Consider the following 25,791-nt stretch of genomic DNA (forward strand, 5'->3'; position numbering starts at 1 on the left):
CGGCGGCGGGCACCGCCCCGGGCGGGCGCCGGCGCCCGCCCGGGGCCCGCGGCTCAATTCGACTTGAGCTGCTTCTTCATCTCGTCGAGGCGGACCATGATCGGGTACCCGCCGTCGCTGAGGGCGTTGCCGTGCCCGGTCTGGTGGATGTCGAAGACCGACTGGATGGCGGCGTAGAAGCCCTGGACGTCCAGGCTCTGGTTGACCGCGCGCTTGGCCTGCCGCAGCGCGAAGGGGTGCATCTTGGCGATCTGCCCGGCCAGCTCCATCGCCGCGCTCTCCAGCTCCTCCAGCGGGACGACCTTGTTGACCATGCCCACCTTCTCCGCCTCCTCGGCGGTGACCGGGCGGCCGGTGAACAGGATCTCCTTGGCCTTGCGCGGGCCCAGCTCCCAGGTGTGGCCGTGGTACTCCACCCCGCCGATGCCCATGTGCACCACCGGGTCGGAGAACTGCGCGTTCTCGGCCGCCACGATCAGGTCGCACGGCCAGCACAGCATCAGCCCGCCCGCGATGCACTTGCCCTGCACCGCCGCGATCGAGGGCTTGGGCACGTTGCGCCAGCGCAGCGTGTACTCCAGGTACCGGCGCGACTCGATCTCGTAGATCGACTCCAGGGTGATCTTGTCGGGGGCCGGGCCGCCGCCCTTGATGTCGTGCCCGGCCGAGAAGTGCCGGCCGTTGGCCTTGAGCACGATCACCCGCACGTCCTGGTCGGCCGCCGCACGGGTCCAGGCCGCGTCCAGGTCGTCCAGCAGCGCCATCGTCTGGGCGTTGGCGGCCTCCGGACGGTTCAGCGTGATGACCGCCACCCCGTCCTTGGCCTCGTACAGAATCTGGTCCATCCGGATGTCCTTACCTGGGTAGGCCGAGGATGCGCTCGGCGATGATGTTGCGCTGGATCTCGGAGGTGCCCCCGGCGATCGTGCCGCCGAAGCCGCGCGAGTACCGGTCGAACCAGCCGGCCGACATGACGTCGAGCCCCATGTGGTTGAACGGCGCGGTCGTCGTGGGATGGAGGAGCGAGTCGGCCCCGTTCTCCTCCAGCGCGTTCAGGTTCCCCGCCTGCACGGCCTCGGACCCGAGCACCTTGAGCACCGACAGCTCCGCCGGGTCCCGGTCGCCGGCGAGCTGGCGGTAGCCCAGCAGCCGCAGCGCCTGCAGGTCCATCTCCAGCGTGGCGTACCACTCCTGGTCGCTGGGCGCGTCCCGGAGCAGCCACACCATCTGCTCGGCGTAGCCCAGCCACAGCAGGTTCCGCTCGTGGCCCAGGGAGCCGTGCGCGACGCTCCAGCCCTTGTTGAGCTCACCGATCAGGTTCTTCCGGGGCACCCGGACGTCGGTGAAGAAGACCTCGTTGAAGTCCATGTCGTCAGGAGAGGTGAGGGACCCGAAGGGCCTGCGCACCACGCCCTCGGCGGCGGTGGGGATGAGCAGGACGCTGATGCCCTTGTGCTTGGGAGCCTCGGGATCGGTCCGCACGAACGTCAGCAGCACGTCGGCGTGATGCGCGCCCGACGTCCACACCTTCTGCCCGTTCACCACGAACTCGTCACCGTCCAGGACGGCACGCGTCCGCAGCCCGGCCAGGTCGGACCCCGCACCGGGCTCGCTCATGCCGAGCGAGGCCGTGATGTCGGCCTTCAGGATGGGGACGGCCCACTCGCGCTTCTGCTCCTCGGTCCCGAACGTCAGGATCGAGGCCGCGATGATGCCGACGCCCTGGGGGTTGTAGCTGTGGTAGATCCGCCGTTCCGACAGCTCTTCCCGGTAGGCGAGCTGCTGCGCCAGGGTGGCGTTGCGGCCGCCGAACTCGGGCGGGTTGCCGGGAAGCAGCCAGCCCGCGTCGAACAGCTTGCGCTGCCACCGCCTCGCCCATTCGGGGACGTCCGAACTCGATCGCGGCCGTTGCGCGGCCTCAACGGGGTTGGGGAGATTGGCGTCCAGGAATTCTGCGAACTCGGCGCGGAATTGTTCGACTTCGGGGTCGATTCCGAGTTTCACGCGACCAGCGCCTTCCTGTGCACCGACGCGGTACCCAGCAGCAGATCACACGCCTTCGCCCGCTTCAAATGCACCTGCACCTCGTTCTCCCACGTGAACCCCATCGCCCCGAACAACTGCAGCCCATGAGCGAACACCACCCGCTGACACTCCCCCGCCGCCGCCTTCGCCATCAACGCCGCCCGGCCACGACCCGCGTCATCCTCCGCGATCGTCAACGCCGAGAAATACGCCAGCGCACGAGCCCGCTCGATCGCCACGTACATGTCCGCGGCCTTGTGCTTCACCGCCTGAAACGACCCGATCGGCACACCGAACTGCACCCGCTGCTTCACATGCTCCACCACCAGATCCAAAATCCGGCGGCAACTCCCCACCGCTGTGACCGCCAGCCCCATCAACGCCAGATCCGGGACACCCTTGGCCAGATCCTGCGCCTCCACATGCGCCACATGCAGCGTGGGATCGAAGACATCCACCCGCTTGGCCGCCAGATCCGCCCCGTTCACCACCACCACACCATCACCGGTGACCAACGCGACCTCATCCGCCCTGTCCGCGTCCAGCACGAACCGCCCGGTCCCGTCGCACACCGCCGTCCCCGCACCCTCAGGAAGACGACCCGCCAGCGGAGCGAACCAGGTCGCCGACGCCAAAAACGGCGTCGGATCGGCGACATACCCCAGCTCCTCCAGCACGATCGCCAGCTCTACCGGCGGAGCCTCCAACCACCCCAACTCCCGGTACTGCGCCCACAACCGATCCTCCGGCAACGACCGCGACTTGGCCACCGTCTCCCGGACCATCTGCTGCAACAGCCGCTGATCCTCATCGAACTCGACATCCACCGGCGACCTCCAAATGAACCTTGCCGACGGCGCGGCGGCCCGCGTTCGGGGCTTCCGTCGCATCGGCCCACAGACAGACGACACGCATGTACGGGGCGGGTGGGCGCTTCAGACGATCCTCGTTTCGTGGTCCCGCCAGTAGGACTCCTTGAGCAGGCCCTTGCGGAGCTTGCCGCTGGGGTCGCGGGGCAGGCTTGAGACGAAGTCGACGTCGCGCGGGCATTTGTAGTGGGCGAGGCGTTCCCGGCAGTACGCCAGGAGCTCCTCCGCGGTCACCTCGCCCGCGGGCTCGACCACCGCCAGGACCCGCTCGCCCATCTCCGGGTCGGGGACGCCGATCACCGCGACGTCGGCCACGCGCGGATGCATGACCAGCACGTTCTCGGTCTCCTGCGGGTAGATGTTGACGCCGCCGGAGACGATCATGTGCGAGACCCGGTCGGTCAGGTAGAGGTAGCCGTCGTCGTCGAGGTACCCGACGTCACCGAGGCTGTGCTCGCCGAAGTGGACGACGCCGTCGACGATGCGGACGTCGTCGCCCGCCTTCCCCACCGACCCCGGGTGCGCCAGCCACTCCTCGGGGCCGATGGCCACGTGGCCGTAGCCCTCGGTGCCGGAGTAGTACTCGTGGATGATCGGGCCGAACCAGTCGAGCATCCGCCGCTTCACCTCGACCGGGCACGGCGCGGCGCTGTGGAAGACCAGCTTCAGGCTGCTCAGGTCGCGGTCGCGCCGGTCGGCGGGGAGCTTGAGCATCCGGACGAACATCGTGGGGACGAACTGCGCGTGCGTGACGCGGTGGCGTTCGATCAGCTCCAGGCAGGCCGCCGGGTCGAAGCGGTCCATGACGACGAGGGTGGCGCCGAGCCGGAGCAGGGACATGCAGTAGACGAGCGGCGCCGCGTGGTAGAGCGGCGCCGGGGAGAGGTAGACGGTGCCGGGGCCCATGCCGTACCGGGTCAGCCCCAGCGCGACCTTCACGCACTCGGCCTCCGGGTCGCCCATCGGCCCCGCCGTGAGCTGCTTGCGCACCTCCTTGGGCATGCCGGTGGTGCCGCCGGAGAACATCAGCTCCCGTCCCTCGCACTCCCGCGCGTCCTGAGCGGCCCGCGCCTCGGCGGAGACCGGCGTGGCGAGCAGGCGCTCGTACACCTCCTCGGTGACCAGGAGCCTGCCGTCGACCATGGCGTCGATCTCGGCGGGCCGGAGGTGCTTGTTGACCGGCGTGTAGGAGAGGCCCGAGCGCTGCGCCGCCCAGGCCACCTCCAGGAAGGCCGCGCCGTTGGGCATGCGGATGGCGATGGAGTCGCCCGGCTCCTTGCCGAGCGCGGCCGCGAGGTGGCGCGAGCGCGCGTCGAGTTCGGCGTAGGTGACGGTCCTCCCGTCCGCCTCGATGACCGCGATCGCGCCGGGGCTCCGCTCCGCCTGCCATCCCAGATGATGCATGGCTAGAAAATAACATTCTCGCTTCGTGCAAGTAAGAGTCTCAGAAGCTGGAATGGCTACTTTCAAGCGGTGCGGGCCCGGCGTCAGGCCGCCTGCTCGGCCTTCGCCGGGACCGGCCGCCAGAACGTGGCGAGCAGGCCCGCGGTCGCCACCACGCCCACCCCGAGCGCGATCCCGCCGCCGGCCCAGCCGGTGATCTCGATGCCGGCCGCGGCGTCCACCGACGCCTTCCCCGGGCCCAGCAGGGCCAGGGCGAGCGAGGTCACCGCGAGCACGAGCACGTACTCGTAGCCGTCCTTGAACACGAAGAAGCCGTTGGTCCGGTGCGCGAGCAGGCCCGCGACCAGCATCACGGAGATCACCGCCGCGCACGCCAGCGGCGTGAGCAGGCCGACCACCAGCAGCGCGCCGGCGCCGATCTCGGTGAGCACGCTCATCCACGCCTGCAGCTTCCCGTGCTTCAGCCCGAGACCGCCGAACCAGCGGGCGGTGCCCTCGATCTTGCCGCCGCCGATCCAGTGGTTGACCCCATGCGCGATCATGGTGATCCCCACCACCGCACGCACGAGCAGCACCGCGACGTCCGCGTCCGACATCTCTTCCTCCCAAGGCAACGATCGGTCAGCGACCCGGCGCCGCGGCGTCGTCCGCCGCGGTCCGGTCCCCCGCGGAACCCGCCCCCTCGCGGGCCAGCACGCACTCCTCGGCGAACGCCAGGACCTTCAGGTGATAGGCGGTGGCGGACCGTCCGAGGCTCAAGTTGTGAGGACCGTACACCTGCCGGTCGACGACGACGCGAGGGGAGGCGGTGAACAGCGCGGCGACCCCCGCCATCGCCGAGGGTTCCGCGTCCCACACGAGCTCGTGGTCGCCGAGGCAGTACCGCACGGGCACGCGCACCTCGACCGCGACGCCGGGGAGCCGCCCCGTCCAGGTGCGCACCTCGTCCGCCTCGTAGGCGGGCGTGGACGAGGCGATCGCGGCACGATCCTCGACGTCCTCGGGATAGAGGTGCTCCGGCCCCCACAGGATGTCGCGCAGCCCCAGCCGCCCGGGCTCGCGCGGCCTGTCCCGCAGGCGCCCGTCCAGGATCTCCACCGAGGGCGGATGGAAACGCAGTCCCGTGCCGGCGAGCTCCAGCCCGAGCAGGCCGGGACCGCGCTCGTCGGCGGCCATCCGGAGGGCGAGCACCGACCCCAGCGAATGCGCCATCACGAACACGCCCGCGCCCCGCGGGCCCGCTCCGAGGAGGCGGTCCACGGCCGCGTAGGCCAGGTCGACGCGGCTCCTCGGATCGGTCATCCGGTCGGCGTGGGCGGCGGAGGCGCCGTACCCCGGGCGGTCCAGCGCGATGACGGTGAACCCGAGCGCCGCGCCGGTGAGCAGCAGCGACTGCGGGGCCAGGGCGGGGGCGTGGAAGTACGCCGCCCGCGCCGAGCCGCCGTGCAGCGCCACGATGACGGCCCGGGGCCGGTCGACCGCGCGCACCAGCGCCGACATCGGGATCCCGCCGACGTCGACGACGCGCGACCGCACGGCGTCGTCCCCGCCGGGCGGCGCCGGGGCCTCGGCGGTCGCCGCCGAGTCTCCGGGACCGCCCGAGCTCACGTGTCCGTCCTGAACAGGATCGCCCCGCCCGGTGTGAGACCGCCGCTGCTCACCGCGGCGACCCGGGCCCCCGGCACCTGCCGCGGCCCGCCCTCCCCGCGCAGCTGGACGATCGCCTCGTGGACCAGGCCCATGCCGTGGGTCCGCCCGTGGGACAGCTGGCCGCCGTGGGTGTTGAGCGGGAGCACCCCGTCCCGGGCGATGTTCTTGCCGCCGTCGAGGAAGTCCTTGGCCTCGCCGATGCCGCAGAAGCCCAGCGCCTCGATCCACGACAGGCAGTTGATGGTGAAGCCGTCGTAGAGCTGGGCCACGTCGACGTCGTCCGGCCGCAGCGAGGTGCGCGTCCAGAGGTGGGCGGCGGGCCCGAGCACCTGGGGCTCGTGCGTCAGCGTGCTCTGGTCCCAGTCGATCCGCTCGAGGATCTGGGTGCCGACGGCTTCCACCAGCACGGGCGGCTTGGGCAGGTCGCGCGCGGCGTCCACGGCCGACACGATCACGGCGACGGCGCCGTCGCAGGGCACGTCGCAGTCGTAGAGCCCGAACGGCGAGGTGATCGGCCTGGCCTGCAGGTAGTCGTCCATCGTCATCGGGTCGCGGTAGATCGCGTCCGGGTTGAGGGCGGCGTTCGCGCGCTGGTTCAGCGCGATCCAGCCGAGCGTCTCGCGGGTGGTGCCGAAGCGGTGGAAGTGACGCTGCGCGTTCTGCGCCAGGGTGTGCGCGGCCGAGGTCGCCCCGAAGGGGTGGAACCAGCTCCCGGAGCCGGCCACCCTGCCCCCGGCGCCGCCCATGCTGATCTTGCCTTCGCGCATCTGCTGGGCGTGCGTGGCCTCCCACAGCGTCCGGAAGCACAGCACGTGCCGGGCCAGGCCGCCGGCGACCGCCAGCATCGCCGCGATGAGGGAGCCGCTCGGCCCGAACGTCTCCATGCCGCCGTTGTACCAGGTCGGGCGGATGCCGAGGGCGCCCTCCAGCGCCGTCACCCCGCCCTCGCCGAACCCGCCGACGTTCCCGGCGCCGGGGTAGGTCGCCAGGCCGTCGATGTCGTCCAGGGTGAGGCCGGCGTCGGCGATCGCGCGCTCGCACGCCCGCAGCGTCAGGGACAGCGGCGGCACCATCAGCCGGCGCCCGATCTCCGAGCTGCCGATGCCGGTGATCGCGACCTTGTCCTCGAACTTCTCCGGCGTGGCCATGGGGCGCACGTGGCGCCACGCCTGGCCGGGCTCGATCTCGTCGCGCGGGAGCTCGGCCGGCTCGCCCTGCTCGGCGGCGGGACGGAAGAGCGGCAGCCAGACGTCCTCGACGTGCTCGAAGACGACCTCCATGCGCATGCCCAGCTCGAGGCTCCCGGGATCGCACTCGACCACGTTGGTGGTGAGCCGGACCCGCGGGTCCTCCTCGATCGCGACCTGCGCCACGACGTAGGGGGCCGGCAGGCCGGGCATGCTGAACCGCTGGTTGAGGGTGAAGCCGATGAGCGTCGCGCGGCCCGAGACCTCCCGCACCCGCAGGCCGGTGCCCCGGCAGTGGCGGCATACCGGCTGCGGCGGATGGACCAGTGCGGAGCAGGACTCGCACTCCTGGAAGCGCAGGCGGCCGTCGGCCCCGGACGTCCAGAAGAACTCGGTCTCCGGTGTGATCGACGGCAGAGGGCGCCCCGGCGCTCCGGTCACATCGCCTCCTTCACTACCGTAAGGGGGAAGACTGCCGAGTCAGCATGCATCATTCTGAACTATAATTCAATTCTCGTATCTCCCATTCAGTCCCTCGAACCGCAGGCGCCACGGCGGCCGACCGGCCCCGGAGCGGACCCGCGCGGCGTCGAGGCCCGGACGAGAGGCGGAATCATGGGACCGATGCGAAGCGTGGTCGTGGTCGGCGGCGGCGCCGCCGGAGTGGCCGCCGTCGAGACACTGCGCCGCGAGGGGTACGACGGGGTGCTGACCCTGCTCTGCGGCGAGCCGATGCTGCCCTACGACCGCCCTCCGCTGTCCAAGCAGGTCCTCACCGGGACCTGGGACCACCAGCGGACCCGGCTGCGCGAGCGGCGGCAGTACTCCGACCTGGGCGTCCAGCTGCTCCACGCGCGGGCGCGCGAGCTCGATCCCGGCCGCCGCACGATCCGGCTGGACGACGGGACGGGCCTGGACTACGACGGGGCGGTCATCGCCACCGGGGTGCGGCCGCGCCGCCTCCCCGGAGCGTCGCACCTCACCACCGGGGTGCATGTGCTGCGCGACCGGCCGGACGCCACCGAGATCCGCACCGCCTTCGAGGCCGGCGGCCGGGTCGTCATCGTCGGCGCGGGCTTCCTCGGCCTGGAGGTCGCGGCGGCCGCCCGCGGCATGGGCCTCGACGTCACCGTCGTGGAACCCCTCGAGCACCCCATGCTCCGCCAGGTCGGCCCCGAGATCGCCCCCGTCGTCGCGGGCCTGCACCGCGAGCGCGGCGTGAAGCTGCGCCTCGGCGTCGGCGTCGGCGACATCCGCGACGAGGACGGCCGGGTCACGACGGTCGAGCTGACCGACGGCACCTCCCTCCCCGCCGACTGCGTCCTGGTGTCCATCGGCGCCGTGCCCGAGGTGGACTGGCTGCGCGGTTCGGGGCTGCCGCTCGGCGACGGCATCGAGTGCGACGAGTTCTGCAAGGCCGCGCCGGGCGTCTACGCGGCGGGCGACGTCGCGTCCTGGTTCAACCCGCGGTACGGGCGCCGGATGCGGCTGGAGCACCGGATGAACGCCACCGAGCAGGGCACCGCCGCGGCGCGCAACCTGCTGCACGGCGACGACAAGCCGTTCTCGCCGCTGCCGTACTTCTGGACCGACCAGTACGACGTCAAGATCCAGGCCCACGGCGTGCTCCCGGCGGACGCCGAGGTGACGATCGAGGAGGGCACGCCGGCGGACGGGAAGTTCGTGGCCTCCTACCGCTCTGAGGGGCGGCTCATGGGAGTGCTCGCCTGGAACGCGCCCAAGCTGATCCTGCCCTTCCGCAAGCTCCTCCTCGAGGAGCAGGCCGCCCGCTAGATCGCAGCGCCGGCGCGCGCGCCGGCGTCGGTGGCCACCCGGTCCCGGCCGGGTGGCCGTCACGCGGGCGCGGGGTCAGTCGGCGGGCCGCAGCACGCGCGCCAGGCTGTCGAGGGCCGCCTCCAGGGCGCCGAGGTCACCGCCGTCCTCGGCGGCGACCTTCCGGACGACCTCCACGTCCTTGCCGACGAAGGCGCCCGTCGCCTCGGCGAACGCCGCGACCGACCCCCTGTGGTGGACGCCCGCCAGCGCCCGGCTGGCGGAGCTGCCGTGCTGGAGCGCGTCGAGGAGCGCGGTCTCGTCCAGGCCCCACCGGTTCCAGAGCCGGACCGCGTCGGCCAGCAGCCCGATGTGCGAGGCGAACAGCGCGTTGTTGACGAGCTTCACCCGCTGGCCGGCGCCCGTCGGGCCGACGTGCAGCAGCGGGTCGCCGTAGCTCTCCAGCGCGGGCCGCACCCGCGCGACGGCGTCGTCGGCGCCGCCGGCGAAGAGCGTCAGGCGGCCGGCCTCGATGTCGTGCGGGCCGCCGCTGACCGGGCAGTCGATCACGTCGACGCCGCCCGCCGCGGCCCGGGCGGCGATGGCCTCGGCCGTCCGCGGGCTGCCGGTGGTGTGCACGACCAGCGCGGACCCGGCCGGCATCCGGTCGAGCAGCGGGCCGTCGAGGCAGATGTCGCGGACCTGCTCGTCGTTGAAGACGCACACCAGGACGGCCTCGGCGCCGTCGGCGACCCCGGCCGTGTCGGCGACGGCCTGCGCGCCGTCCCCGGCCAGGGCCTCCCGCGCCTCGGGCGTCCTTCCCAGGACGCGGACCTCGTGGCCCGCCGCGGTGAGGCGGCGCACCATGGGCCGCCCCATCCTCCCGGCGCCGATGAAACCGAGGCGCATCGCAACTCCTTGAAGAGATTCAGATCACAGCGATGCTAACCACACTCATCAGAATGAGCAATGAATCAATAGCGTGAATCGCTGTTCAAATCGGGTCAGGCCAGGGTACCGGTGCCCTCTCCCGCCCTGCGGAGGGACTGCCTGCTCCGGTCGTCCCGCAGGAGCCTCGTCCGGAGGATGATCTCCATCTCGAACCTCCAGTCGGCGTCCTCCATCTCGGCGCCGAAGAGATCCTGCAGCTGGCGCATCCGGTAGCGCACCGTCTGCGCGTGGACGTGCAGCCGGGCCGCCATCTCGGGGGCCTTCCCCCCGGTCACGAGCCAGGTCAGCAGCGTCTCCCCCAGGCGGACCTGCTGGAGCGGCTTGAGGGCGGCCAGCGGCCCGTAGCGCCGCCTGGTCATCAGCTGGATCACGTCCTCGTTGTGGAACAGCAGCAGCGTGGAGAGCTCGTCGGAGCAGCGGACGTAGCGGTCGCATCCGACGACGCCGCGCTGGACGAGCGAGAGGGCCTGGACGGCCAGCCGGAGGGAGAGGGCGGCGTCGTCGAGGGGCACGCTCGGGCCGATGGCGAACTCGGTCCCGCGCAGGGCGCGGGCCAGCATGTCCTCGCGTCCGGGCGCGTCCGGGTCCGGGACGATCAGGCAGGGGTCGGGGCGCTGGAGGTCCACGAGCACGTCGGGCCCGACCGCCGGCGCCAGCCGCCCGTCGGGGGGACGCTCGGCGACGGCCACGCACGCCACCGTCGCCGGAAGCCGCCACCGCGCCTCCCGGGCCAGGTCCGCCAGCGCCTCCCCGGACATCGCGTGGCCCCTGGTCAGCACCAGTTCGACCAGCCTGCGGCGCAGTGCCTGGAGCCGGTCGGAGGCGCTCTGCCGCGCCTGGAGGTGGCCCTCGACCGTGTACGCCGCGATCTCCTCGACGTAGGTGAAGACCGCCTCGGCGAGCAGCGACATCGTCTCGGCGGGCCATCCGGCGCGGCGCCCGACGTCGGCGATGCGGCGCCAGGCGACCCGGGCGCCGACGCGGTAGGCGGCCTGGAGGGCGTCCAGGCTCCGGCCCGCCCGGTACTCGTGGCGCCCGAACCCCCGGCAGATCCTGGTTCCGCCGTCCGCCGCGGCCGCCGGATCGGCGAGCCGGTCGACGAACTGCCGCAGCGCCCGCTCGACCGCCGGGCGGATCACGGTGGGAGGGCCGTCCTGGAGGGGACCGCCGAACTCGGTGACCGAGTACCTGATCTCCTCGACGATCTCCGCCGCCAGCGACGGGAGTTCGGGCCGCAGGACGGCGACGACGTCGGGGGGCGGGGCGGCGCCGCGGCGGGCGGGGGGCCGGTCGTCCGGGAGCGGGAGCGGGATCATCGTGGCCTGAGCCATGTACGGACTTCCTCGTTGTGCGCGGGGACCGTGGGAGCCCGGCCCCCAAGGGGGCGATCCGGTCATGTGGGCCGGTGGACCGGGGGGCGGGGGACCGCGGGACCATGCATCCTGACCGTCCCCTTCACCGACCGTGTGGAGCACGTGTGACGCGGAGCACTGTAACCCCATGGGCCGCACATGTGAATAGGGTTTCCCAGAAGAGCAGCTCAGGTTCTCTCTAGAGAAGTATGAGAATCTCTGATCGCGCCGGCCCGGCGGCCCGTCACGACGTGGTGCGCAGGACCGCCGCCGAGCAGAACGCCCACATGTCCTCCGGGCCCGCCCTGCGGACCCCCGACAGGATCGAGGTGTGCGCGTTGGCCAGCAGGAGCTCCAGCAGCAGTTCCGCCTGCGCGGTGATGTCGAGGTCGCCGCGCAGCTTCCCGGCCGCCTCGACCTCGCTCAGCAGCTCGACGATGAAGCCGCGGAGCGGATTCAGGGCGTGCGCGAGGTCGCGCGACCGGGACTCGGCGAGCCGGAGGTGGAAGACGCTCAGCGCCCGGTAGGTCGGGTTCGTCGTGGCCGTGCGCTCGGTGAGCCCCGACAGCAGCGCCCGCAGGCGCAGCACCGGCTCGGTCTCCTTGTCGCACAGCTCCCGCAGGATCGGCACCGCCGTCTTGCGCAGGATCGTCTCGTAGATGGCCAGGAGCAGGCTGTCCTTGCCGTCGAAGAACGAGTAGAACGTCCGGACGGACATCCCGGAGCGGTCGACGACGTCCTGGATGGTGAAGTCGACGCTGCCCTCCTCGAGGATGAACTCGAGGGCGGCGTTGACGAAGCGGTCGCTCCGCTGGCGCGCGCGCGTGCGGGCGCCCTCCAGGGATCGTTCCACGCTGCGCCGCTGCCAGCTCGGCAGTTCCTCGCCCAGCGGCTCCGTCGCCGGCCCGCCGTCCACGCGCTCCGCCTCGTCCGGCTCCTGCCGCACCATGCTCTCCCCTCACCCGCCGCCCGGGACAACGCCGCTCCACCCGAATGCCAGCGGGCCTCCCAAGTACGGCCATGGCCACGGCTGTGAAGAACAACATCGCTCTACATATACGATCATGCCATTCCACACCACCGGCAAGTGGAAACCGCCTGTGACATCGGGCACCGCCCCGCGCCGGGCGCCGCATCGGGCCGTTCCGGCCGCGCGCATCGGCGGAATCGCCTTGACTAACCTGGTTCTCGTTATACGATTACAACATTCTCGTAATGAGAAAGCATGCTTCGTAGGCGGCGTCCCCCGCGGGCAGCGCCCGGCGCGAAGGAGAGTGGATGATGTCCGGCCGTCTCCCTGGCGACAACGCGCTGCTCCACCTGGAGGCACTGGCCTCCGAGATGCGGACGATCAGCGACTTCGGCGTCGACCTCGTCGGCCCGGCCTCGCTCGGCGCCGCCTTCCTCCGGGTCGCAGGCCCGCACGGCACCGGCCTCACGGAGCGGATCCACTGCGTCGCGGGCGCGGGCTCCTGGTGGTTCACCTGGTCGTGGGGCGACCGGATCGGGCTGGCGACCGACGTCGCGGGCGCGGCGCGCGCGATCAGGCACGTCCTCACGATCCGCTGCGGCCTGCTGGCCGCCCCTCCCCCGGGACGCCCCGTCGCACCCCGCCGATCCCCCGAACTGTCCCCGGCTGCCAATAAATAAGTGACTGTTTACTCTCTTCGGTGACTAAGGCCCGGCCAGGCCGCTTCCCATAATCGCTGCTCGGACACCTCGTCCAGCACGACGAACGATCGGGAGCCGCCATGCCTGACAACGCCTCCACCACCCCGTCCCCCGCTCCGGACGTCACCCGCCGCCGGCTGCTCGGCGCCGCCGCACTCGGCGGACTCGGCGGACTCGGCATCGCGGCCGCCACCGGCGCCGGGCCGGCTTGGGCCGCCGCGCGCGGCCGAAGGGTCCCGGTGACCGAGCAGCGCGAGCGGGCCGTCGTCGTCGGGACCGGCTTCGGCGGCGGCGTGACCGCCCTCAGGCTGGCCCAGGCCGGGGTGGGGACCCTCGTCCTGGAACGCGGCCTGCGCTGGCCGACCGGGCCCAACGCCACGACCTTCCCCCGCGTCGCCAACATCGACCGCCGCTCCGCCTGGCTGAGCGGCGGAAGCCCGGTCCCCGGCCTGCCCGGCACCTGGGAGCCCTACACGGGGCTGATCGAGGTCCTCAAAGAGCAGGGCATGACGATCAACTGCGGCGCCGGTGTCGGTGGCGGATCACTGATGTACCACGGGATGACGCTGCAGCCGACCGAGGAGTACTTCGCCGCGTCCATGCCGGTCGCGGCCGGCGACTACGCCGAACTCGACCGATGGGCCTATCCCACCGTCGCGCGCATGCTGAAGATCACCACCGTTCCCGACGACGTGATCGCCACCGATCCGTACCGGTCCTCCCGGCTGTTCTGGGACGTCGCACCCCAGGCAGGACTGGACAGGTTCAAGGTGCCCCTGCCCATCGACTGGAGCTTCGTGCGCGGGGAACTGGACGGCCGGTACACCCCCACCTACACCACCAGCGACGTCGTCTTCGGCGTCAACAACGGCGGCAAGCACTCCATCGACGTCACCTACCTCGCCGCCGCCCAGGCCACCGGCCGCGTCCGCGTGGCGACGCTGCACGTCGTGCGGGACGTGTCGCTGGACGCCCAGAAGCGCTGGGTGCTGCACGTGGACCGCATCAACACCGACGGTGTCGTCCAGGAGCAGAAGCGCATCATCGCCGACGCGGTGTTCCTCAACGCGGGTTCTCCCGGCACGACACGCCTCATGGTGAAGGCGCGCGCCAAGGGCCTGATCCCCGGCCTGCCCGACGCCATCGGCACCCAGTGGGGCAACAACGGCGACCGCATCTTCGCCTGGGTCCAGATGAACGGCGACCCTGGGACGCGGCAGGGCGGCCCCGCCTGCGTCGGCGGACGCGACCCCGGCAGCGCCATCCCGTACACGATCATCCACGCGGGTTCGCCGCTGCCTCCCCCGCAGGGCACCAAGATGATGACGGTGGTCGGCTTCGGCATCGTCAAGGCGGCCGGCACCTGGGCCTACGACGCCTCCGCCGACGACGCCCGTCTGACCTGGCCCTCCTCCGGCGACGCCGAGCTGCAGGCGCTCATCCGCGACCGCGTCGACGAGATCGCACGTGTGGGCGGCGGCCAGATGGTCGACACCAACGCCCAGGAGGCCTCGACCTGGCACGCGCTGGGTGGCGTGCCCATGGGCGGTGCGGTCGACCGGTTCGGCCGGATGCTGGGGCAGCGCGGGCTGTACGTCCTGGACGGCGCCCGCATCCCCGGCTCCACCGGCGCCTGCAACCCGTCCATGACCATCGCCGCCCTGGCCGAGCACAGCATGGCCGCCATCGTCCGGCAGGACGTCGGGCGGGTGTTCTGATCAGGCGACGATGCCGCGGAGCTTCAGGTCGGTGATGGCGTCCCAGCCGAACCCGAGACCGGCCAGGATGGCGTCGCCGTGCTCGTTGAACTCGGGCGCCCGCTCCGGGGCGGCCGGTTCCCCGTCGAACTGGACGGGCGCGGCGGCCACCTGGAACGGGACGCCCGCCGCCGTCCGGCACGTCTGTACGTAGCCGTTCGGGGCCGTCTGCGGATCCGCCCCCGCCTCGGCGATGTTCTGGACGACCGACCAGGGGCCGGTGAAGCCCTCGAGCCGCGCGCGCCACTCGTCGACCGTCCGCTCCTCGAACGCCTCGCGCAGCAGCTCGATGGCGTCCTCGTTGTTCGCCATGATCGAATGGTGGTCGGCGAAGCGGGGATCGGCCGCCGCCCCGGGCCGTCCGATCGCCTCGCACAGCGACGCCCAGTACCGGCCCGCCTGGAGGCAGCAGAACGCCAGCCACCGCCCGTCCCTGGTCCGGTAGTTGCCGACCAGCGGATTGGCCCACAGCGACGACGCCGACGGGGCCGTGAAGGGCACCCCCAGCTGGAGCGAGAGGGCCAGCGCGTGGCCCATCGACCACAGGCCCGTGCCGAGCAGCGACACGTCCACGACCGTCCCCTCGCCGGTGCGCTCCCGGTGGAACAGCGCGCCCATCATCCCGCCCGCGATCGCCATCGCGCCGATCGAGTCGCCGAAGCCGGGGCCCGGCGGGCTCGGCACGGGGCCGGGCTCCGCCCCCTGGACGCCCGCGCCGATGCCCGCCCGCGCCCAGAACCCGAGCATGTCGTAGGAGCCGCGGTCGCCGTCGGGCCCCCGCTCCCCCTGACCCGAGCCGCGGACGTAGATGATGCGCGGGTTGTGCGCCCGGATGTCCTCGACGTCGATCTTCAGCTTCCGGCGGACGCCCGCCAGCTTGTTGGTGACGAAGATGTCCGACTTCGCCGCGAGCGCGTACAGGATGTCGAGCCCCTCCGGCGACGCCAGGTCGAGGGCCAGGCTCCGCTTCCCCCGGTTGGAGTGCTCGAACAGGACGTGGACGTCGGAGGAGACCGACGCCGTCCCGGTGGAGGCCAGACCGCGCATGGCGTCGCCGCGCTCGACATGCTCGATCTTGACGACCTCGGCGCCCCAGTCGGCCAGGAGCGCCGAGGCCGCGGGCACGAACGTGTGCTCGGCGACCTCGAGGACGCGGACTCCCTGCATCACTGCGGTCATGGATAACCTCCGTTGTCGGCCGTGCCGGGCGGGCTGGGCGGGCTGGGCGGGCTGGGTCAGGGGCGCAGGCCGGTCCTCGCCTCCCCGGTGGCCGGCGAGAAGGGGACGGAGAGGTGCTGGTGGACCATCGCCCACGCTCCGTTCCTCCGCTGGAACACCCGAGTGCCGCGAGACCACGAGTCGGTGCTTCCGCCGCCGGGCCGCGCCACGCGCACGTGGTTGAGCCCCCACGCGACCGCGAGATCGTCCCGCACGAGGACCTTGAGATCTGGAATGTCCAGGCCGACCTCGGCCCCGCCCGCGTCGAGGTTGCGCTCGCAGACCTCCCGCACGGCCTCGACGCCGACGTACTGGAGCGGCTCCTCGTGCTCGTAGGAGACGACGTCCTCGGCGATGTGGGCCATCATCGCGTCCAGGTCCTTCTCCGCGGTGCCCCTGGACCACTCCCGGTGCACGCGGCGCACCTCCTCCTCGGCGCCGGTGGGGTCGGCGAGCGGGAACGAGTGGTGCTCGTGGACGACGACCCACCGGCCGTCGTCCCTGCGCAGCCCCAGCGTCAGCCGCAGGCGGTTGCCCGGGTCGGCGGCGAGCTCCTCGGGGGTGCCGCAGCGCAGCAGGGCGTGGGCGAAGGCGACGCCGCCACCGGCGACGACGTCCAGCGACTCGATCTCGAACAGGGCGCCCGACGCCAGCCACTGGAAGAAGGGCGGCCACGTGGCGCGGTAGGCGTCGAGCCCGCGCACGCCCTGGTGCGGCGGCGGCACGTCGAACATCACGATGTCCTCGGCGTGGCCGTCGACGACCGCGTCGATGTCGCCGTCGCGGACCGCCCCGGCCCAGCGCTCGATCAGGGTGCGGATCTGCTCTTCGTCGGTGGGCATCGGTGCGTCCTTCCGGTTCGGTGCTTCCGTCAGGACTACAACCCGGGCGGGTCCGCGAAATCATCGCGGCGCGGCGGGCCGTTCTCGGGGAGTTCCGCCGGCAGGCCGAAGGCGGGGAAGTCGGCGTCCAGAAAGGACACCACCTCGGCGACCCGGGCGCCGCGCAGGGCGAGCAGGTCCAGGCCCGCGGGGACGTAGGCGTACCCGTTCCACCTGTACGTGCCGAAGGCCAGCTGCCCGTTGGCGCGCGCGGGCAGGAGGCGCCAGCGTTCCCGCATCGGGCCTTCGGCCAGGAAGCGGCGGATGCCCGCGTGGCCCTCGTACCAGGCGGCCAGCGGCGGCATCGAGTACTTGGCGTCCTCGGCGAGCATCGCGACGATCGCGTCGATGTCGCCCGCCTCCCAGGCGATGACGTACCTGCGGCCCAGCTCCCGCTGCGCCGTCTCGCCCAGGGCGTCCAGGGTCCGCCGCTGGCTGCTCTCCGGCAGCAGCCCGGCCAGTGTCTTCCGGGCCCGTTGCAGGGCGCTGTTGACCGCCGCCGTCGTCGTCTCCAGCAGGTCGGCGGCCTCCCTGGCGGGGTAGCCGAGGACGTCGCACAGCAGCAGGGCGGCCCGCTGCGGGGCCGACAGGTGCTGCAGGGCGGCGACGAACGCGAGCTCCACGCTCTCCCGCGCCAGGACGCGCGCCTCCGGCCCCGGCTCCGCCGTCCAGGCCATCATCCGGTCCGGGTACGGCTCGATCCAGGCGGCCTCGGCCAGCGGCGCGCCCCCGGGGCCCAGGTCGGCGGGCAGCTCGCGCCGCCCGCGCCGCTCGATGAGCGTCAGCGCCCGGTTCGTCGCGATCTTGTAGAGCCAGGGCCGGATCGATCCCCGGTGCCGGTACCGCTCCAGGCCGCGCCAGGCCCGGTCGAGGGCGTCCTGGACGGCGTCCTCCGCGTCGTGGACCGACCCCAGCATCCGGTAGCAGTGCGCGCGCAGCTCGTCGCGGAACGGGCCGACCAGCCGGCCGAAGGCGTCCTGGTCGCCGGCCCGCGCCGCCGCCAGCAACTCCGCCTCGGCGGACTCCTGCGACCGATCACCCCCGACCGCCAGCATGCGAGAACCCTACTTCCGCACGAATGGATCTACAATCGCGTCCCGTCCCCGGGGGGACGTCATGAAAGGCGGGTGCGCATGGAGATCGTGGTCGACGACCTGACCGGCCCCGAGATCGCCGGGTTCCTCGACGAGCACGTCCGGGAGATGCGGTCGATCACGCCGCTCGAGAGCAAGCACGCCCTCGACATCGAAGGGCTGCGCAGGCCGGAGATCACCTTCTGGTCCGTCCTGGACGGCCGGACGCCGGTGGGCTGCGGCGCGCTCAAGAGGCTGGACGCGCACCACGCGGAGCTGAAGGCGATGCGCACGACGTCGGCGCGCAAGCGGAGCGGGATCGCCTCCATGCTGCTGGAGCACATCATCGCCGAGGCCGGGCGGATGGGGTTCTCCCGGCTGAGCCTGGAGACCGGCTCGGACGACTTCTTCCTGCCCGCGCGGAGGCTGTACGAGAAGTTCGGGTTCGACTACTGCGAGCCGTTCGCCGACTACACGCACGACCCGAACAGCACGTACATGACCAGGACGCTCTAGGCGGCTCCCGGCGCGGGCGTCGCGGGCCCGGGGGCGCGGGAGAGGAGCGCGCGGAGCGTCCGGGCGATCTCGGCGGGGGCCTCCTCGGCCATGAAGTGGCCGTGGTCGACCGTCGCGTGGACCAGGTCGGGCGCCCAGGCGCTCCAGAGCTCCCGGGCGTCGAAGCCGAGGGCGGCGCCCCAGTCCTGCTGGAGGACGGTGACGGGCATCCGCAGCCGGTTCCCGGCGTCCCGGTCGGCCCGGTCGTGGACGACGTCGACACCCGCGGAGGCGCGGTAGTCGGCGACGATCGAGGGGACGGCCGCGCGGCAGGCGTCCAGGTAGGCGGTCCGCACGTCGGCGGGGATCGCCCGCGGGTCGCCCGCCCAGATGTCGAGGAAGTGGCCGAAGAAGGCGTCCGCGCTCGCGTTGATCATCCGCTCGGGCAGCCCGGGGGGCTGGGCCATCAGGTACAGGTGGAAGCCGACGGCGCCGCCGAGGCCGCGCATCGCGTCCCACATGTCCAGCGTGGGCAGCACGTCGAGGCAGGCCAGCCGGGTGATCGTCCCAGGGTGGTCGAGGCCGGCGCGGAAGGCGACCAGGGCGCCGCGGTCGTGCCCGGCCAGCGCGAAGCGCTCGTGTCCCAGGGCGCGGGCGAGGGCGACGATGTCGGCGGCCATGGTGCGCTTGGAGTAGGCGCGGTCGTCGGTGGCGGCGGGCTTGTCGCTGGCGCCGTAGCCGCGCAGGTCGGGGCAGATCACGGTGTGGTCGGCCGCCAGGTCCGCGGCGACGTGCCGCCACATCAGGTGGGTCTGGGGGAAGCCGTGCAGGAGCACGATGGGGCTGCCCGAACCGCCGACGGCCGCGTTCAGGGACACGCCGTCGGCGACGGGGACGCGCTGGTAGCCGAAGCCGGTAATCGTTGGGGTCAAGGTCCGGTCCTTTCTCTGAAGACGCCTCCAGCCTCGCGGGCGGGAATGAGCATCCGATGAGCGCGCTACCGTGACCAGGAGTGATGCGGGGAAGGGACGGTCGGGCGGTGCGGGTCGTGTTCGGTGTGCTGGGGCCGGTGACGGCCTGGGACGCCTCCGGGGAGGCGGTCGCCCTGAAGGGGCCGCGGCACCGGGCGGTGCTGGCCCGGCTGATCATCGCCCGCCGCCGGGTCGTCCCGGTCGACCGGCTGGTCGACGACCTGTGGGACGACCCGCCCGCCGGAGCGGTGGGCGCGGTGCGCACCTTCGTGGCCGCGCTGCGCCGCGCCCTGGAGCCCGGCCGCCCGCCGCGCGCCCCGTCCCGGCTGCTGGTCACCGAGGGCCCCGGGTACGCGCTGCGCGCCGAGCCGGACACGGTGGACGCCTGGTGCTTCGAACGCGAGGCGGCCGCCGCCGCGACGCTGCCGCCGAGGCAGGCCCTCGAACGGCTGGACGAGGCGCTGGGGCGGTGGCGCGGCCCCGCCTACGCCGAGTTCGCCGACGAACACTGGGCCCGCGCGGAGCGGTCCCGGCTGGCGGAGATCCGGTTGAACGCCGTCGAGCGGCGGGCCGAGAACCGGCTGGCCCTCGGACTGGCCGCCGAGACGGTCCCGGACCTGGACGCGCACGTGGCCGAGCATCCCTGGCGCGAGGACGCCTGGCGGCTGCTGGCCCTCGCGCTGTACCGCACCGGCCGCCAGGCCGACGCGCTGGCGGTGCTGCGCCGGGCCCGGACGCTGCTGGCCGAGCAGCTGGGCATGGACCCGGGCGCGCCGCTGCGCCGCCTGGAGTCCGACATCCTCCGGCAGGCGCGCCACCTCGATCCCCCGGCCGGGCCGGGCGAGGCGGCGGCCCGGGTCTGGGCGCGGACGGCCGCCGTGTACGACCGGGCCGTGACCACCGGCGCCCGGGCCAGGCTGGAGTCGTCGGTGGGCCTGCTGCGCAACCTCGCGGTGACCGGGGGCAGCGGCCTGGAGGCGGCCCGCACCAACCGCCTGGCCGCCGTCGCCGCGGCCGAGGAGCTGGGGGACGCCGAGCTGGCCGCCCGCGTGATCGGCGCCTATGACGTGCCCGCGATCTGGACCCGTTCGGACGACCCGCGCCAGGCGGCGCAGGTCGTGGCCGCCGCCGAACGCGCCCTGGCCGGCCTCCCGCCCGGCGCGCCCGAGGCGGTGCGGGCCCGGCTGCTGGCCACGATCGCCCTGGAGTCGCGCGGCGGCCGGGCGGCCCGCGGGCCCGAGGCCGCCCGCCTGGCCGAGGAGATCGCCCGCCGCCTGGACGATCCCGCGCTGCTGGCGTTCGCCCTCAACGGCGCGTTCATGCAGACCTTCGAGCGCGCGGGCCTGGCCCCGCGGCGCGACGCGATCGGCGCGGAGCTGGTGGAGCTGTCGGCCCGGCACGGCCTGACCACCTTCGAGGTGCTCGGCCATCTGGTCCGGCTCCAGGCCCGCGGCGCGCTCGGCGACTTCCCGGGGGCCGACCGGCACGCGGCCGCCGCCGACCGGCTGGCCGCGCGCCACGAGCTGCCGCTGGTGGGCGTGTTCACCCGCTGGTACGCGGCGCTGCGGCTGGCCGCGGCCGGGCGGGCGCCGGACACCGAGACCGAGGCCGCCTACCGGGACGCCGCCGCCTGGCTGCACGGCGCCGGGATGCCGGGGCTGGAGCACGGCCTGCTGCCGCTGGCACTGCTGTGCCTGCGCGTGCAGCACGCGCGGCCCGCGCCCACCGGCGAGGACATCGACTGGGGCCCGTACGCGCCGTGGGCCCGTCCCCTGGTGCTGCTGGCCCGGGATCGCCGTACCGAGGCCGCCGCGGCGCTGCGCGACGTCCCGGATCCGCCCCCCGACCTGTTGTTCGAGGCCCTGTGGTGCCTCATCGCGCAGGCCGCCGTAGCCCTCGGCGACGCGGGAACGATCCGGCGCGCGCACGAGGCGCTCGCCCCCGCGGCGGGGGAACTGGCCGGGGCGGGCAGCGGCCTGCTCACCGCAGGCCCGGTGTCACGCCACCTCGACGACCTCGCCGCCGCGGCGCGCACCGCCGGGCGTTGAACCGCCGTGAGCCGGCCCCCTACGCGGGGACCGCGGAGTTCGGCCGGGCCCGGTCCCTCGCCGGCGGCCGCGCGTCGAACCGGCCGGCCAGCGGCACGACCACCAGGACGAGCACGGCCGCGACCAGGTAGCCCGCCCAGTACCCGGACGACGGCTGCAGGGCGGCGACCAGCCCGGTCCCCGCGACCGCCCCGAGGTAGTTGAAGATCCCGACCCGCGCCACGGCGACGCCCTGCCCGACCGGGTCGTGGCGGGCCGCCGCCGCGTACGCGCTCGGGGCGACCGAGCACAGCCCGAACCCGGCCATCGCGAAACCGGCGATGGCCACCCACGGGACCGGGGCCAGGACGGCCGCCGTCAGCCCGAGGGCGGCCAGGACCGCGCCCCCGCGGACGATCCAGGCGGCGCCGCGGCGGCGCACGGCCAGGTCGGCCAGCGCCCGGCCGGTCACCGTCGCCGCCGCGAACGCGGTGATGGCCAGCGGCGCCACCGCCTCGGGGGCGTGCAGCTCGTCGCGGACGTACTTGACGGCGAATCCCGCGATCGCGCCCTCGGCGACGTAGGCGCAGGCCAGTGCCGCGCCGAGGACCAGCAGCGGCCGCCACGGCACCGCGACGGGCGGTCCCCGCCGCTCCAGCGCCGCCGCGGCGCGCTCCCCGATCCGCGCCTCCTGGTCCCTGCCCAGCGCCGTCCGCGCGGTGGCCACGGCGATCAGCAGGCCCACCGCGACCGGCACCAGGAAGCCCTTCGCCACCGAGAGGCCGGCCTGGTTGGCGAACGAGGCCCACAGCGAGCCGGCGATGCCGGCCCCGCTCCAGACCGCGAAGAACCCGTTGACCAGGGACCGGCCGGCGTGCCGTTCGATGGCGACGGCCTGGGCGTTCATCGCCGCCTCCGCCATGCCCATCGTCAGGCCGGCCAGCGCCACCGCGGCCACCAGCGGGGCCGTCCCGCCGACCAGGCCGACCGCCATGACCGCCGCGAAGAACGCCGGCTGCGCGTACCGCAGCACCGGGCCGGAGCCCCACCGGCCGCTCAGCCGCGCCGCCAGCAGGCCGCCCGCGATCGCCAGGACCGGGACCAGCGCCACCAGGACGTTGATCGCCGCGTCGCCGAGCCGGTGCGCGTGCTGGATCTGCGGCACCCGCGCCATGACGGTGGAGAAGACCAGCGCCTCGCCCGCGTAGCAGAGGTAGATCGCCGTGCGCACGCGCCGTATCGGCGGTTCCAGGACGGGTGCGGGCGTGGCGGCTGCCTGCATCGCTCCCGTCCCGCTCACGGTTCAACTACTGATAAGTCATGTTATATGTGGGTGGTGTCGATACGGGCGGGATGCCGTGCGACGCCCGCCGGCCGGCGATGGAGCCGCGTCACGACGGAGGCGGCGTCCGGGTGAACTCGGTGAACGCTGAGAGGCTGGCCTTCGGCGTGCTGGGGCCGCTGCTCGTGCAGGTGGACGGCGCCCCGGTCACGCCGCCGCGCTCCCCCATCCTCCGGGGCCTGCTGGGCGTCCTGCTGGCCGCCGGGGACCACTCGGTCCCCTCGCTCCGGCTGGTCGAGCTGGTCTGGCCGGGACGGTCCGACGAGGTGGGCCCGGGCTCGGTGCAGGTGGGGGTCTCCCGGCTGCGGCAGTGGCTGCGGCGAATCGACCCCGCGCCCGAGCCCCGCTGGAGCCTCGACCACGACGGCGCCGGCTACCGCCTCGCGGTGCCCGCCCACACCGTGGACCTCGGCCGCTTCCGCGCCCTCGTGGACGGGGCGGAGGCCGCCGGGCACGCCGAGGAACGGGCCGCGCTCCTGGAGTCCGCGCTCGAGCTGTGGCGGGGTCCCCTCCTGGCCGACCTGTCCGTCCTGGACTTCTCCGACCCGCTGCTCCGCTCGGTCGCCGAGGAGGTCCACGCGGCCGCCGCGGGCCTGGCCGCCGCGGCCGCCGCCACCGGCCGCGCCGGCCCGGCCCTGGACCGGCTGCACGCGCTGGCCGAGGCGCATCCGCTGGACGAGCGGCTGGAGGCCGGGGTGATCGAGCTGCTGGCCGCCGACGGGCGCAGCGCCGAGGCGCTGCGCCGGTACCAGGCGTACCGCGAGAGCGTCGCCGAGGAGCTGGGCGTGGACCCCGGGGAGCGGGTCCAGGCCGCCTACCTCTCCGTGCTGTCGCAGGAGTCGGGCCGGCGGTCGGGCCCCGCGCGGGTGCCGGGGCCGCCCGTGCCGGCGCAGCTGCCGCCCGGCGTGCCCGACTTCACCGGCCGCGACGAGCAGGTGGAGGCCCTCACCGGCCTGCTGGGCGCCCGCGACCACTCCCCGCTCGCGCTGATCACGGGCATGGGCGGGGTCGGGAAGACCACGCTGGCCCTGCACGTGGCGCACCGGCTCGCCGCCCGGTTCCCCGACGGGCGGCTCTACACCCGGCTGCGCGGCCCCGACGGCGCCCCGGTGGACCCGGCGCGGGTCCTCGGCGGGTTCCTGGGCGCGTTCGGGATCACCGGGCAGGACGTGCCGCCGTCGCTGGAGGACCGGTCGGCGCTGTTCCGGACCGTCCTGACCGGCCGCCGGGTGCTGATCGTGCTGGACGACGCCTCGGCCGAGGGCGAGGTGCGCCCGCTGCTGCCCGCCGCGCCCGGCTGCGCCGCCGTCGTCACCAGCCGGCTCCCGCTCGCCGGGCTGGAGGGCGCCGGCCGGATCGAGCTCGGGGTCTTCGAGCCCGGCCAGGCCGTCGCGCTGCTGGGCCGCATCACCGGACCGGACCGGGTGGGCGCCGAGCCCGAGGCCGCCGCCGAGATCGCCCGGTTGTGCGGGTACGTCCCGCTGGCGGTGCGGATCGCCGGGGCGCGGCTCGCGCACCGGCGGCACCGCACGCTCGGCTGGCTGGCCGAGACGCTCGGCGACGAGCGGCACCGGCTGGACGAGCTGGCCGCCGGCGACCTGGCCGTGCGCGCCTCGTTCCGGCTCAGCTACCTGCGGCTGCCCGACGGCACGCGGCGGCTCTTCCGGCTGCTCGGGCTGCTGGAGGCGCCCGACTTCGGGGAGTGGATCGCGGCGGCGCTGCTGGACGTCCCGTACCGGGCCGGCCGGGCGCACCTGGAGGCCCTGGTCGACGCGCAGCTCCTCACGGTGACCGGGGCCGACCCCCAGGGCCGGCCGCGCCTGCGCTACCACGACCTGGTCCGCATCTACGCCCGCGAGCTCGCCCTGGCCGAGGACGACGCCGGGACGCGGAACGCGGCCGTGCGACGCGCGCTGGGCGCCTGGCTGGGGCTGGCCGAGCGGGCCGCCGAGCGCGTGCCGGGCCCCTGCTTCGCCACCATCGGCGGCTCGGCGCCCCGGCACCGGCTCCCCGCCGCGGTGGCCGAGGACCTGCTGGCCGACCCGATGGGGTGGTTCGACACTGAGCGCGCCGCGCTGACGGCGGCGGTCGACCAGTCCTGCGCGCTCGGGCTCGACGAGCACGCCTGGGAGCTCGCGGCGTCGATGGCCAAGTACCTGGACGTCAGGAGCCTGACCCAGGACCTGATGCGGACGCACGAGCGGGCCATGGAGCTGTGCGCGTCGGCGGGCAACCGGCTGGGCGAGGCGGTCATGCTGCGCGGCCTCGTCGACGTGGCGACCTGGATCGCCAACGACCGGGCCGGCGACGCCATGGGCACCTCGTACGAGGACTCGCGGCGGCTGCTGCGGCTGTTCGAGGAGGAGGGCGAGCGGCGCGGGATGGCCGACGCCCTGGTGGCCCAGTGCTGGGGGCTGGTGGCCCGCGGCGAGGAGGAGCTGGCGCTGGAGACGGCGCGGCGCGCGCTGCGGATGGCCGAGGAGACCGGCCACCTGGGCGGCGAGGCCCGCGCGCACCAGGTGATGGGCGTCGCCTACGGCGAGCGGCGCCCGGAGGAGGCCGCCGAGCACCTGCAGCGCTGCCTGGAGCTGGCGCGGTTGCACGGCAACCCGCGTTTCGAGGCCACGGCCATGCAGTTCCTGGGGGCCGCGCACTGCCTGGCGGGACGCATCGACATCGGGCACGAGCTGCTGGTGGACTCGCTGCGCGTCTGCCACGCGCTCAAGGACCGCTACGCGGAGGCGTTCTCCCTGCTCTACCTGGCCAAGCTGTATGCCGCGCTCGGCGACGAGCGGGCGCTGCCGACGGCGCACTCGGTGGTCTTCCTCAGCCGTCGGCACGGCATGGAGCACCATCTCGCGGACTCTCTGAAGGTGCTCGGGGAACTGGAGCTGGGGGCCGGCCGGAGCGCCTCGGCGACGACGCATTTGGAGGAGTCGGTCCGCCTCTGGCGCGACCGCGGCTGGCTCGCGTTCCTGGCCGGCACGCTCCGCGTCCTGGGTACTGCCTACCGGACGAACGGCGACGAGGAGGCGGCCAGGAAGAACTGGAGTGAGGCGGTCAGCGTCTATGAGCAGTTGGGCGATCAGGAGGCGGCGGCGGGCGTCGGCGCCCTCCTCAACGCGCGGTGAGCACGGCCCGGCCC

Annotated in this window: 21 protein-coding genes; 6 read left to right on the plus strand and 15 right to left on the minus strand. The window is 73.7% G+C overall.

Going from position 1 to position 25,791, the window contains the following annotated elements:
• Positions 1-53: 53 nt before the first annotated feature.
• From ACZ466_RS53980 to ACZ466_RS54010, 7 genes are all read right to left on the minus strand, one after another.
• Positions 54-845 (minus strand): enoyl-CoA hydratase, encoded by a 792-nt coding sequence (locus ACZ466_RS53980; protein WP_378288163.1) that lies wholly within the window; start codon positions 843-845, stop codon positions 54-56.
• A 10-nt stretch (positions 846-855) separates the two neighbouring features.
• Positions 856-2,004: an acyl-CoA dehydrogenase family protein gene (locus ACZ466_RS53985; protein WP_378288162.1), complete on the minus strand. Its 1,149-nt coding sequence runs from the start codon at positions 2,002-2,004 to the stop codon at positions 856-858.
• The gene (locus tag ACZ466_RS53990) at positions 2,001-2,852 is read right to left on the minus strand and encodes an acyl-CoA dehydrogenase family protein (protein WP_464042434.1); all 852 of its coding nucleotides are present in this window, start codon (positions 2,850-2,852) and stop codon (positions 2,001-2,003) included. Before ACZ466_RS53990 ends, ACZ466_RS53985 begins: the two co-directional genes overlap by 4 nt.
• Before the next feature lie 108 nt (positions 2,853-2,960).
• Positions 2,961-4,298 carry an AMP-binding protein gene (locus ACZ466_RS53995; RefSeq protein ID WP_378291722.1) on the minus strand — a complete coding sequence of 446 codons (1,338 nt, stop codon included), beginning with the start codon at positions 4,296-4,298 and terminating at the stop codon, positions 2,961-2,963.
• 83 nt (positions 4,299-4,381) lie between these two features.
• Positions 4,382-4,894 (minus strand): DoxX family protein, encoded by a 513-nt coding sequence (locus ACZ466_RS54000; protein ID WP_378291724.1) that lies wholly within the window; start codon positions 4,892-4,894, stop codon positions 4,382-4,384.
• Between the two features lie 25 nt (positions 4,895-4,919).
• Positions 4,920-5,906, minus strand: coding sequence for an alpha/beta hydrolase (locus tag ACZ466_RS54005; RefSeq protein ID WP_378291726.1), 987 nt, complete (start codon positions 5,904-5,906; stop codon positions 4,920-4,922).
• Positions 5,903-7,576, minus strand: a complete 1,674-nt coding sequence (locus tag ACZ466_RS54010; protein WP_378291728.1) for a thiolase C-terminal domain-containing protein — start codon at positions 7,574-7,576, stop codon at positions 5,903-5,905. Before ACZ466_RS54010 ends, ACZ466_RS54005 begins: the two co-directional genes overlap by 4 nt.
• Positions 7,577-7,759: 183 nt before the next feature.
• Here ACZ466_RS54010 and ACZ466_RS54015 point away from each other — a divergent pair, with 183 nt between their 5' ends.
• On the plus strand, positions 7,760-8,929 hold the full coding sequence (locus ACZ466_RS54015) for an NAD(P)/FAD-dependent oxidoreductase (protein WP_378291730.1): 1,170 nt from the start codon (positions 7,760-7,762) through the stop codon (positions 8,927-8,929).
• A gap of 75 nt (positions 8,930-9,004) precedes the next feature.
• Here the strand turns inward: ACZ466_RS54015 and ACZ466_RS54020 are convergent, their stop codons facing one another.
• From ACZ466_RS54020 to ACZ466_RS54030, 3 genes are all read right to left on the minus strand, one after another.
• Complete coding sequence (locus ACZ466_RS54020) at positions 9,005-9,817, minus strand: NAD(P)-dependent oxidoreductase (RefSeq protein WP_378291732.1); 813 nt, start codon at positions 9,815-9,817, stop codon at positions 9,005-9,007.
• Positions 9,818-9,912: 95 nt separating this feature from the next.
• Positions 9,913-11,190: a PucR family transcriptional regulator gene (locus ACZ466_RS54025; RefSeq protein WP_378291734.1), complete on the minus strand. Its 1,278-nt coding sequence runs from the start codon at positions 11,188-11,190 to the stop codon at positions 9,913-9,915.
• 265 nt (positions 11,191-11,455) lie between these two features.
• Complete coding sequence (locus ACZ466_RS54030) at positions 11,456-12,160, minus strand: TetR/AcrR family transcriptional regulator (protein WP_378291736.1); 705 nt, start codon at positions 12,158-12,160, stop codon at positions 11,456-11,458.
• Positions 12,161-12,489: 329 nt separating this feature from the next.
• On the opposite strand from ACZ466_RS54030, the gene ACZ466_RS54035 reads away from it, so the two are divergent.
• Together ACZ466_RS54035 and ACZ466_RS54040 are read left to right on the plus strand one after the other, a co-directional pair.
• Entirely contained in the window at positions 12,490-12,861 is a 372-nt protein-coding gene (locus ACZ466_RS54035) for a hypothetical protein (RefSeq protein WP_378291739.1), read from the plus strand.
• 101 nt (positions 12,862-12,962) lie between these two features.
• Positions 12,963-14,600, plus strand: a complete 1,638-nt coding sequence (locus tag ACZ466_RS54040; protein ID WP_378291741.1) for a GMC oxidoreductase — start codon at positions 12,963-12,965, stop codon at positions 14,598-14,600.
• On the opposite strand, the gene ACZ466_RS54045 is transcribed toward ACZ466_RS54040, so the two are convergent.
• From ACZ466_RS54045 to ACZ466_RS54055, 3 genes are read right to left on the minus strand one after another with little or no spacing between them, the layout of a single operon-like run.
• Entirely contained in the window at positions 14,601-15,818 is a 1,218-nt protein-coding gene (locus tag ACZ466_RS54045) for a CaiB/BaiF CoA transferase family protein (protein WP_378291743.1), read from the minus strand.
• Positions 15,819-15,874: 56 nt separating this feature from the next.
• Positions 15,875-16,699: a YybH family protein gene (locus tag ACZ466_RS54050; protein WP_378291745.1), complete on the minus strand. Its 825-nt coding sequence runs from the start codon at positions 16,697-16,699 to the stop codon at positions 15,875-15,877.
• Between the two features lie 35 nt (positions 16,700-16,734).
• On the minus strand, positions 16,735-17,793 hold the full coding sequence (locus ACZ466_RS54055; RefSeq protein ID WP_378291747.1) for a sigma-70 family RNA polymerase sigma factor: 1,059 nt from the start codon (positions 17,791-17,793) through the stop codon (positions 16,735-16,737).
• A gap of 78 nt (positions 17,794-17,871) precedes the next feature.
• On the opposite strand from ACZ466_RS54055, the gene ACZ466_RS54060 reads away from it, so the two are divergent.
• Entirely contained in the window at positions 17,872-18,327 is a 456-nt protein-coding gene (locus ACZ466_RS54060) for a GNAT family N-acetyltransferase (RefSeq protein ID WP_378291749.1), read from the plus strand.
• On the opposite strand, the gene ACZ466_RS54065 is transcribed toward ACZ466_RS54060, so the two are convergent.
• The gene (locus ACZ466_RS54065; protein WP_378291752.1) at positions 18,324-19,238 is read right to left on the minus strand and encodes an alpha/beta fold hydrolase; all 915 of its coding nucleotides are present in this window, start codon (positions 19,236-19,238) and stop codon (positions 18,324-18,326) included. The two genes, ACZ466_RS54060 and ACZ466_RS54065, sit on opposite strands and share 4 nt — an antisense overlap.
• Before the next feature lie 107 nt (positions 19,239-19,345).
• Here ACZ466_RS54065 and ACZ466_RS54070 point away from each other — a divergent pair, with 107 nt between their 5' ends.
• Positions 19,346-21,325: a BTAD domain-containing putative transcriptional regulator gene (locus tag ACZ466_RS54070; RefSeq protein WP_464042441.1), complete on the plus strand. Its 1,980-nt coding sequence runs from the start codon at positions 19,346-19,348 to the stop codon at positions 21,323-21,325.
• 19 nt (positions 21,326-21,344) lie between these two features.
• On the opposite strand, the gene ACZ466_RS54075 is transcribed toward ACZ466_RS54070, so the two are convergent.
• Positions 21,345-22,535: an MFS transporter gene (locus tag ACZ466_RS54075; protein WP_464042443.1), complete on the minus strand. Its 1,191-nt coding sequence runs from the start codon at positions 22,533-22,535 to the stop codon at positions 21,345-21,347.
• Between the two features lie 191 nt (positions 22,536-22,726).
• Between ACZ466_RS54075 and ACZ466_RS54080 the strand changes: the two genes are divergently transcribed.
• On the plus strand, positions 22,727-25,777 hold the full coding sequence (locus tag ACZ466_RS54080) for an AfsR/SARP family transcriptional regulator (protein ID WP_464042445.1): 3,051 nt from the start codon (positions 22,727-22,729) through the stop codon (positions 25,775-25,777).
• Positions 25,778-25,791: the final 14 nt, after the last annotated feature.

Source organism: Actinomadura rugatobispora, assembly GCF_055379765.1.

Bases quoted from the DNA above. Each gene is read 5' to 3' on its own strand.
- ACZ466_RS53980 (WP_378288163.1), bottom strand. From the start codon at position 845: ATGGACCAGATTCTGTACGAGGCCAAGGACGGGGTGGCGGTCATCACG.
- ACZ466_RS53995 (WP_378291722.1), bottom strand. From the start codon at position 4,298: ATGCATCATCTGGGATGGCAGGCGGAGCGGAGCCCCGGCGCGATCGCG.
- ACZ466_RS54000 (WP_378291724.1), bottom strand. From the start codon at position 4,894: ATGTCGGACGCGGACGTCGCGGTGCTGCTCGTGCGTGCGGTGGTGGGG.
- ACZ466_RS54015 (WP_378291730.1), top strand. From the start codon at position 7,760: ATGCGAAGCGTGGTCGTGGTCGGCGGCGGCGCCGCCGGAGTGGCCGCC.
- ACZ466_RS54020 (WP_378291732.1), bottom strand. From the start codon at position 9,817: ATGCGCCTCGGTTTCATCGGCGCCGGGAGGATGGGGCGGCCCATGGTG.
- ACZ466_RS54025 (WP_378291734.1), bottom strand. From the start codon at position 11,190: ATGGCTCAGGCCACGATGATCCCGCTCCCGCTCCCGGACGACCGGCCC.
- ACZ466_RS54030 (WP_378291736.1), bottom strand. From the start codon at position 12,160: ATGGTGCGGCAGGAGCCGGACGAGGCGGAGCGCGTGGACGGCGGGCCG.
- ACZ466_RS54035 (WP_378291739.1), top strand. From the start codon at position 12,490: ATGATGTCCGGCCGTCTCCCTGGCGACAACGCGCTGCTCCACCTGGAG.
- ACZ466_RS54040 (WP_378291741.1), top strand. From the start codon at position 12,963: ATGCCTGACAACGCCTCCACCACCCCGTCCCCCGCTCCGGACGTCACC.
- ACZ466_RS54045 (WP_378291743.1), bottom strand. From the start codon at position 15,818: ATGACCGCAGTGATGCAGGGAGTCCGCGTCCTCGAGGTCGCCGAGCAC.
- ACZ466_RS54050 (WP_378291745.1), bottom strand. From the start codon at position 16,699: ATGCCCACCGACGAAGAGCAGATCCGCACCCTGATCGAGCGCTGGGCC.
- ACZ466_RS54055 (WP_378291747.1), bottom strand. From the start codon at position 17,793: ATGCTGGCGGTCGGGGGTGATCGGTCGCAGGAGTCCGCCGAGGCGGAG.
- ACZ466_RS54060 (WP_378291749.1), top strand. From the start codon at position 17,872: ATGGAGATCGTGGTCGACGACCTGACCGGCCCCGAGATCGCCGGGTTC.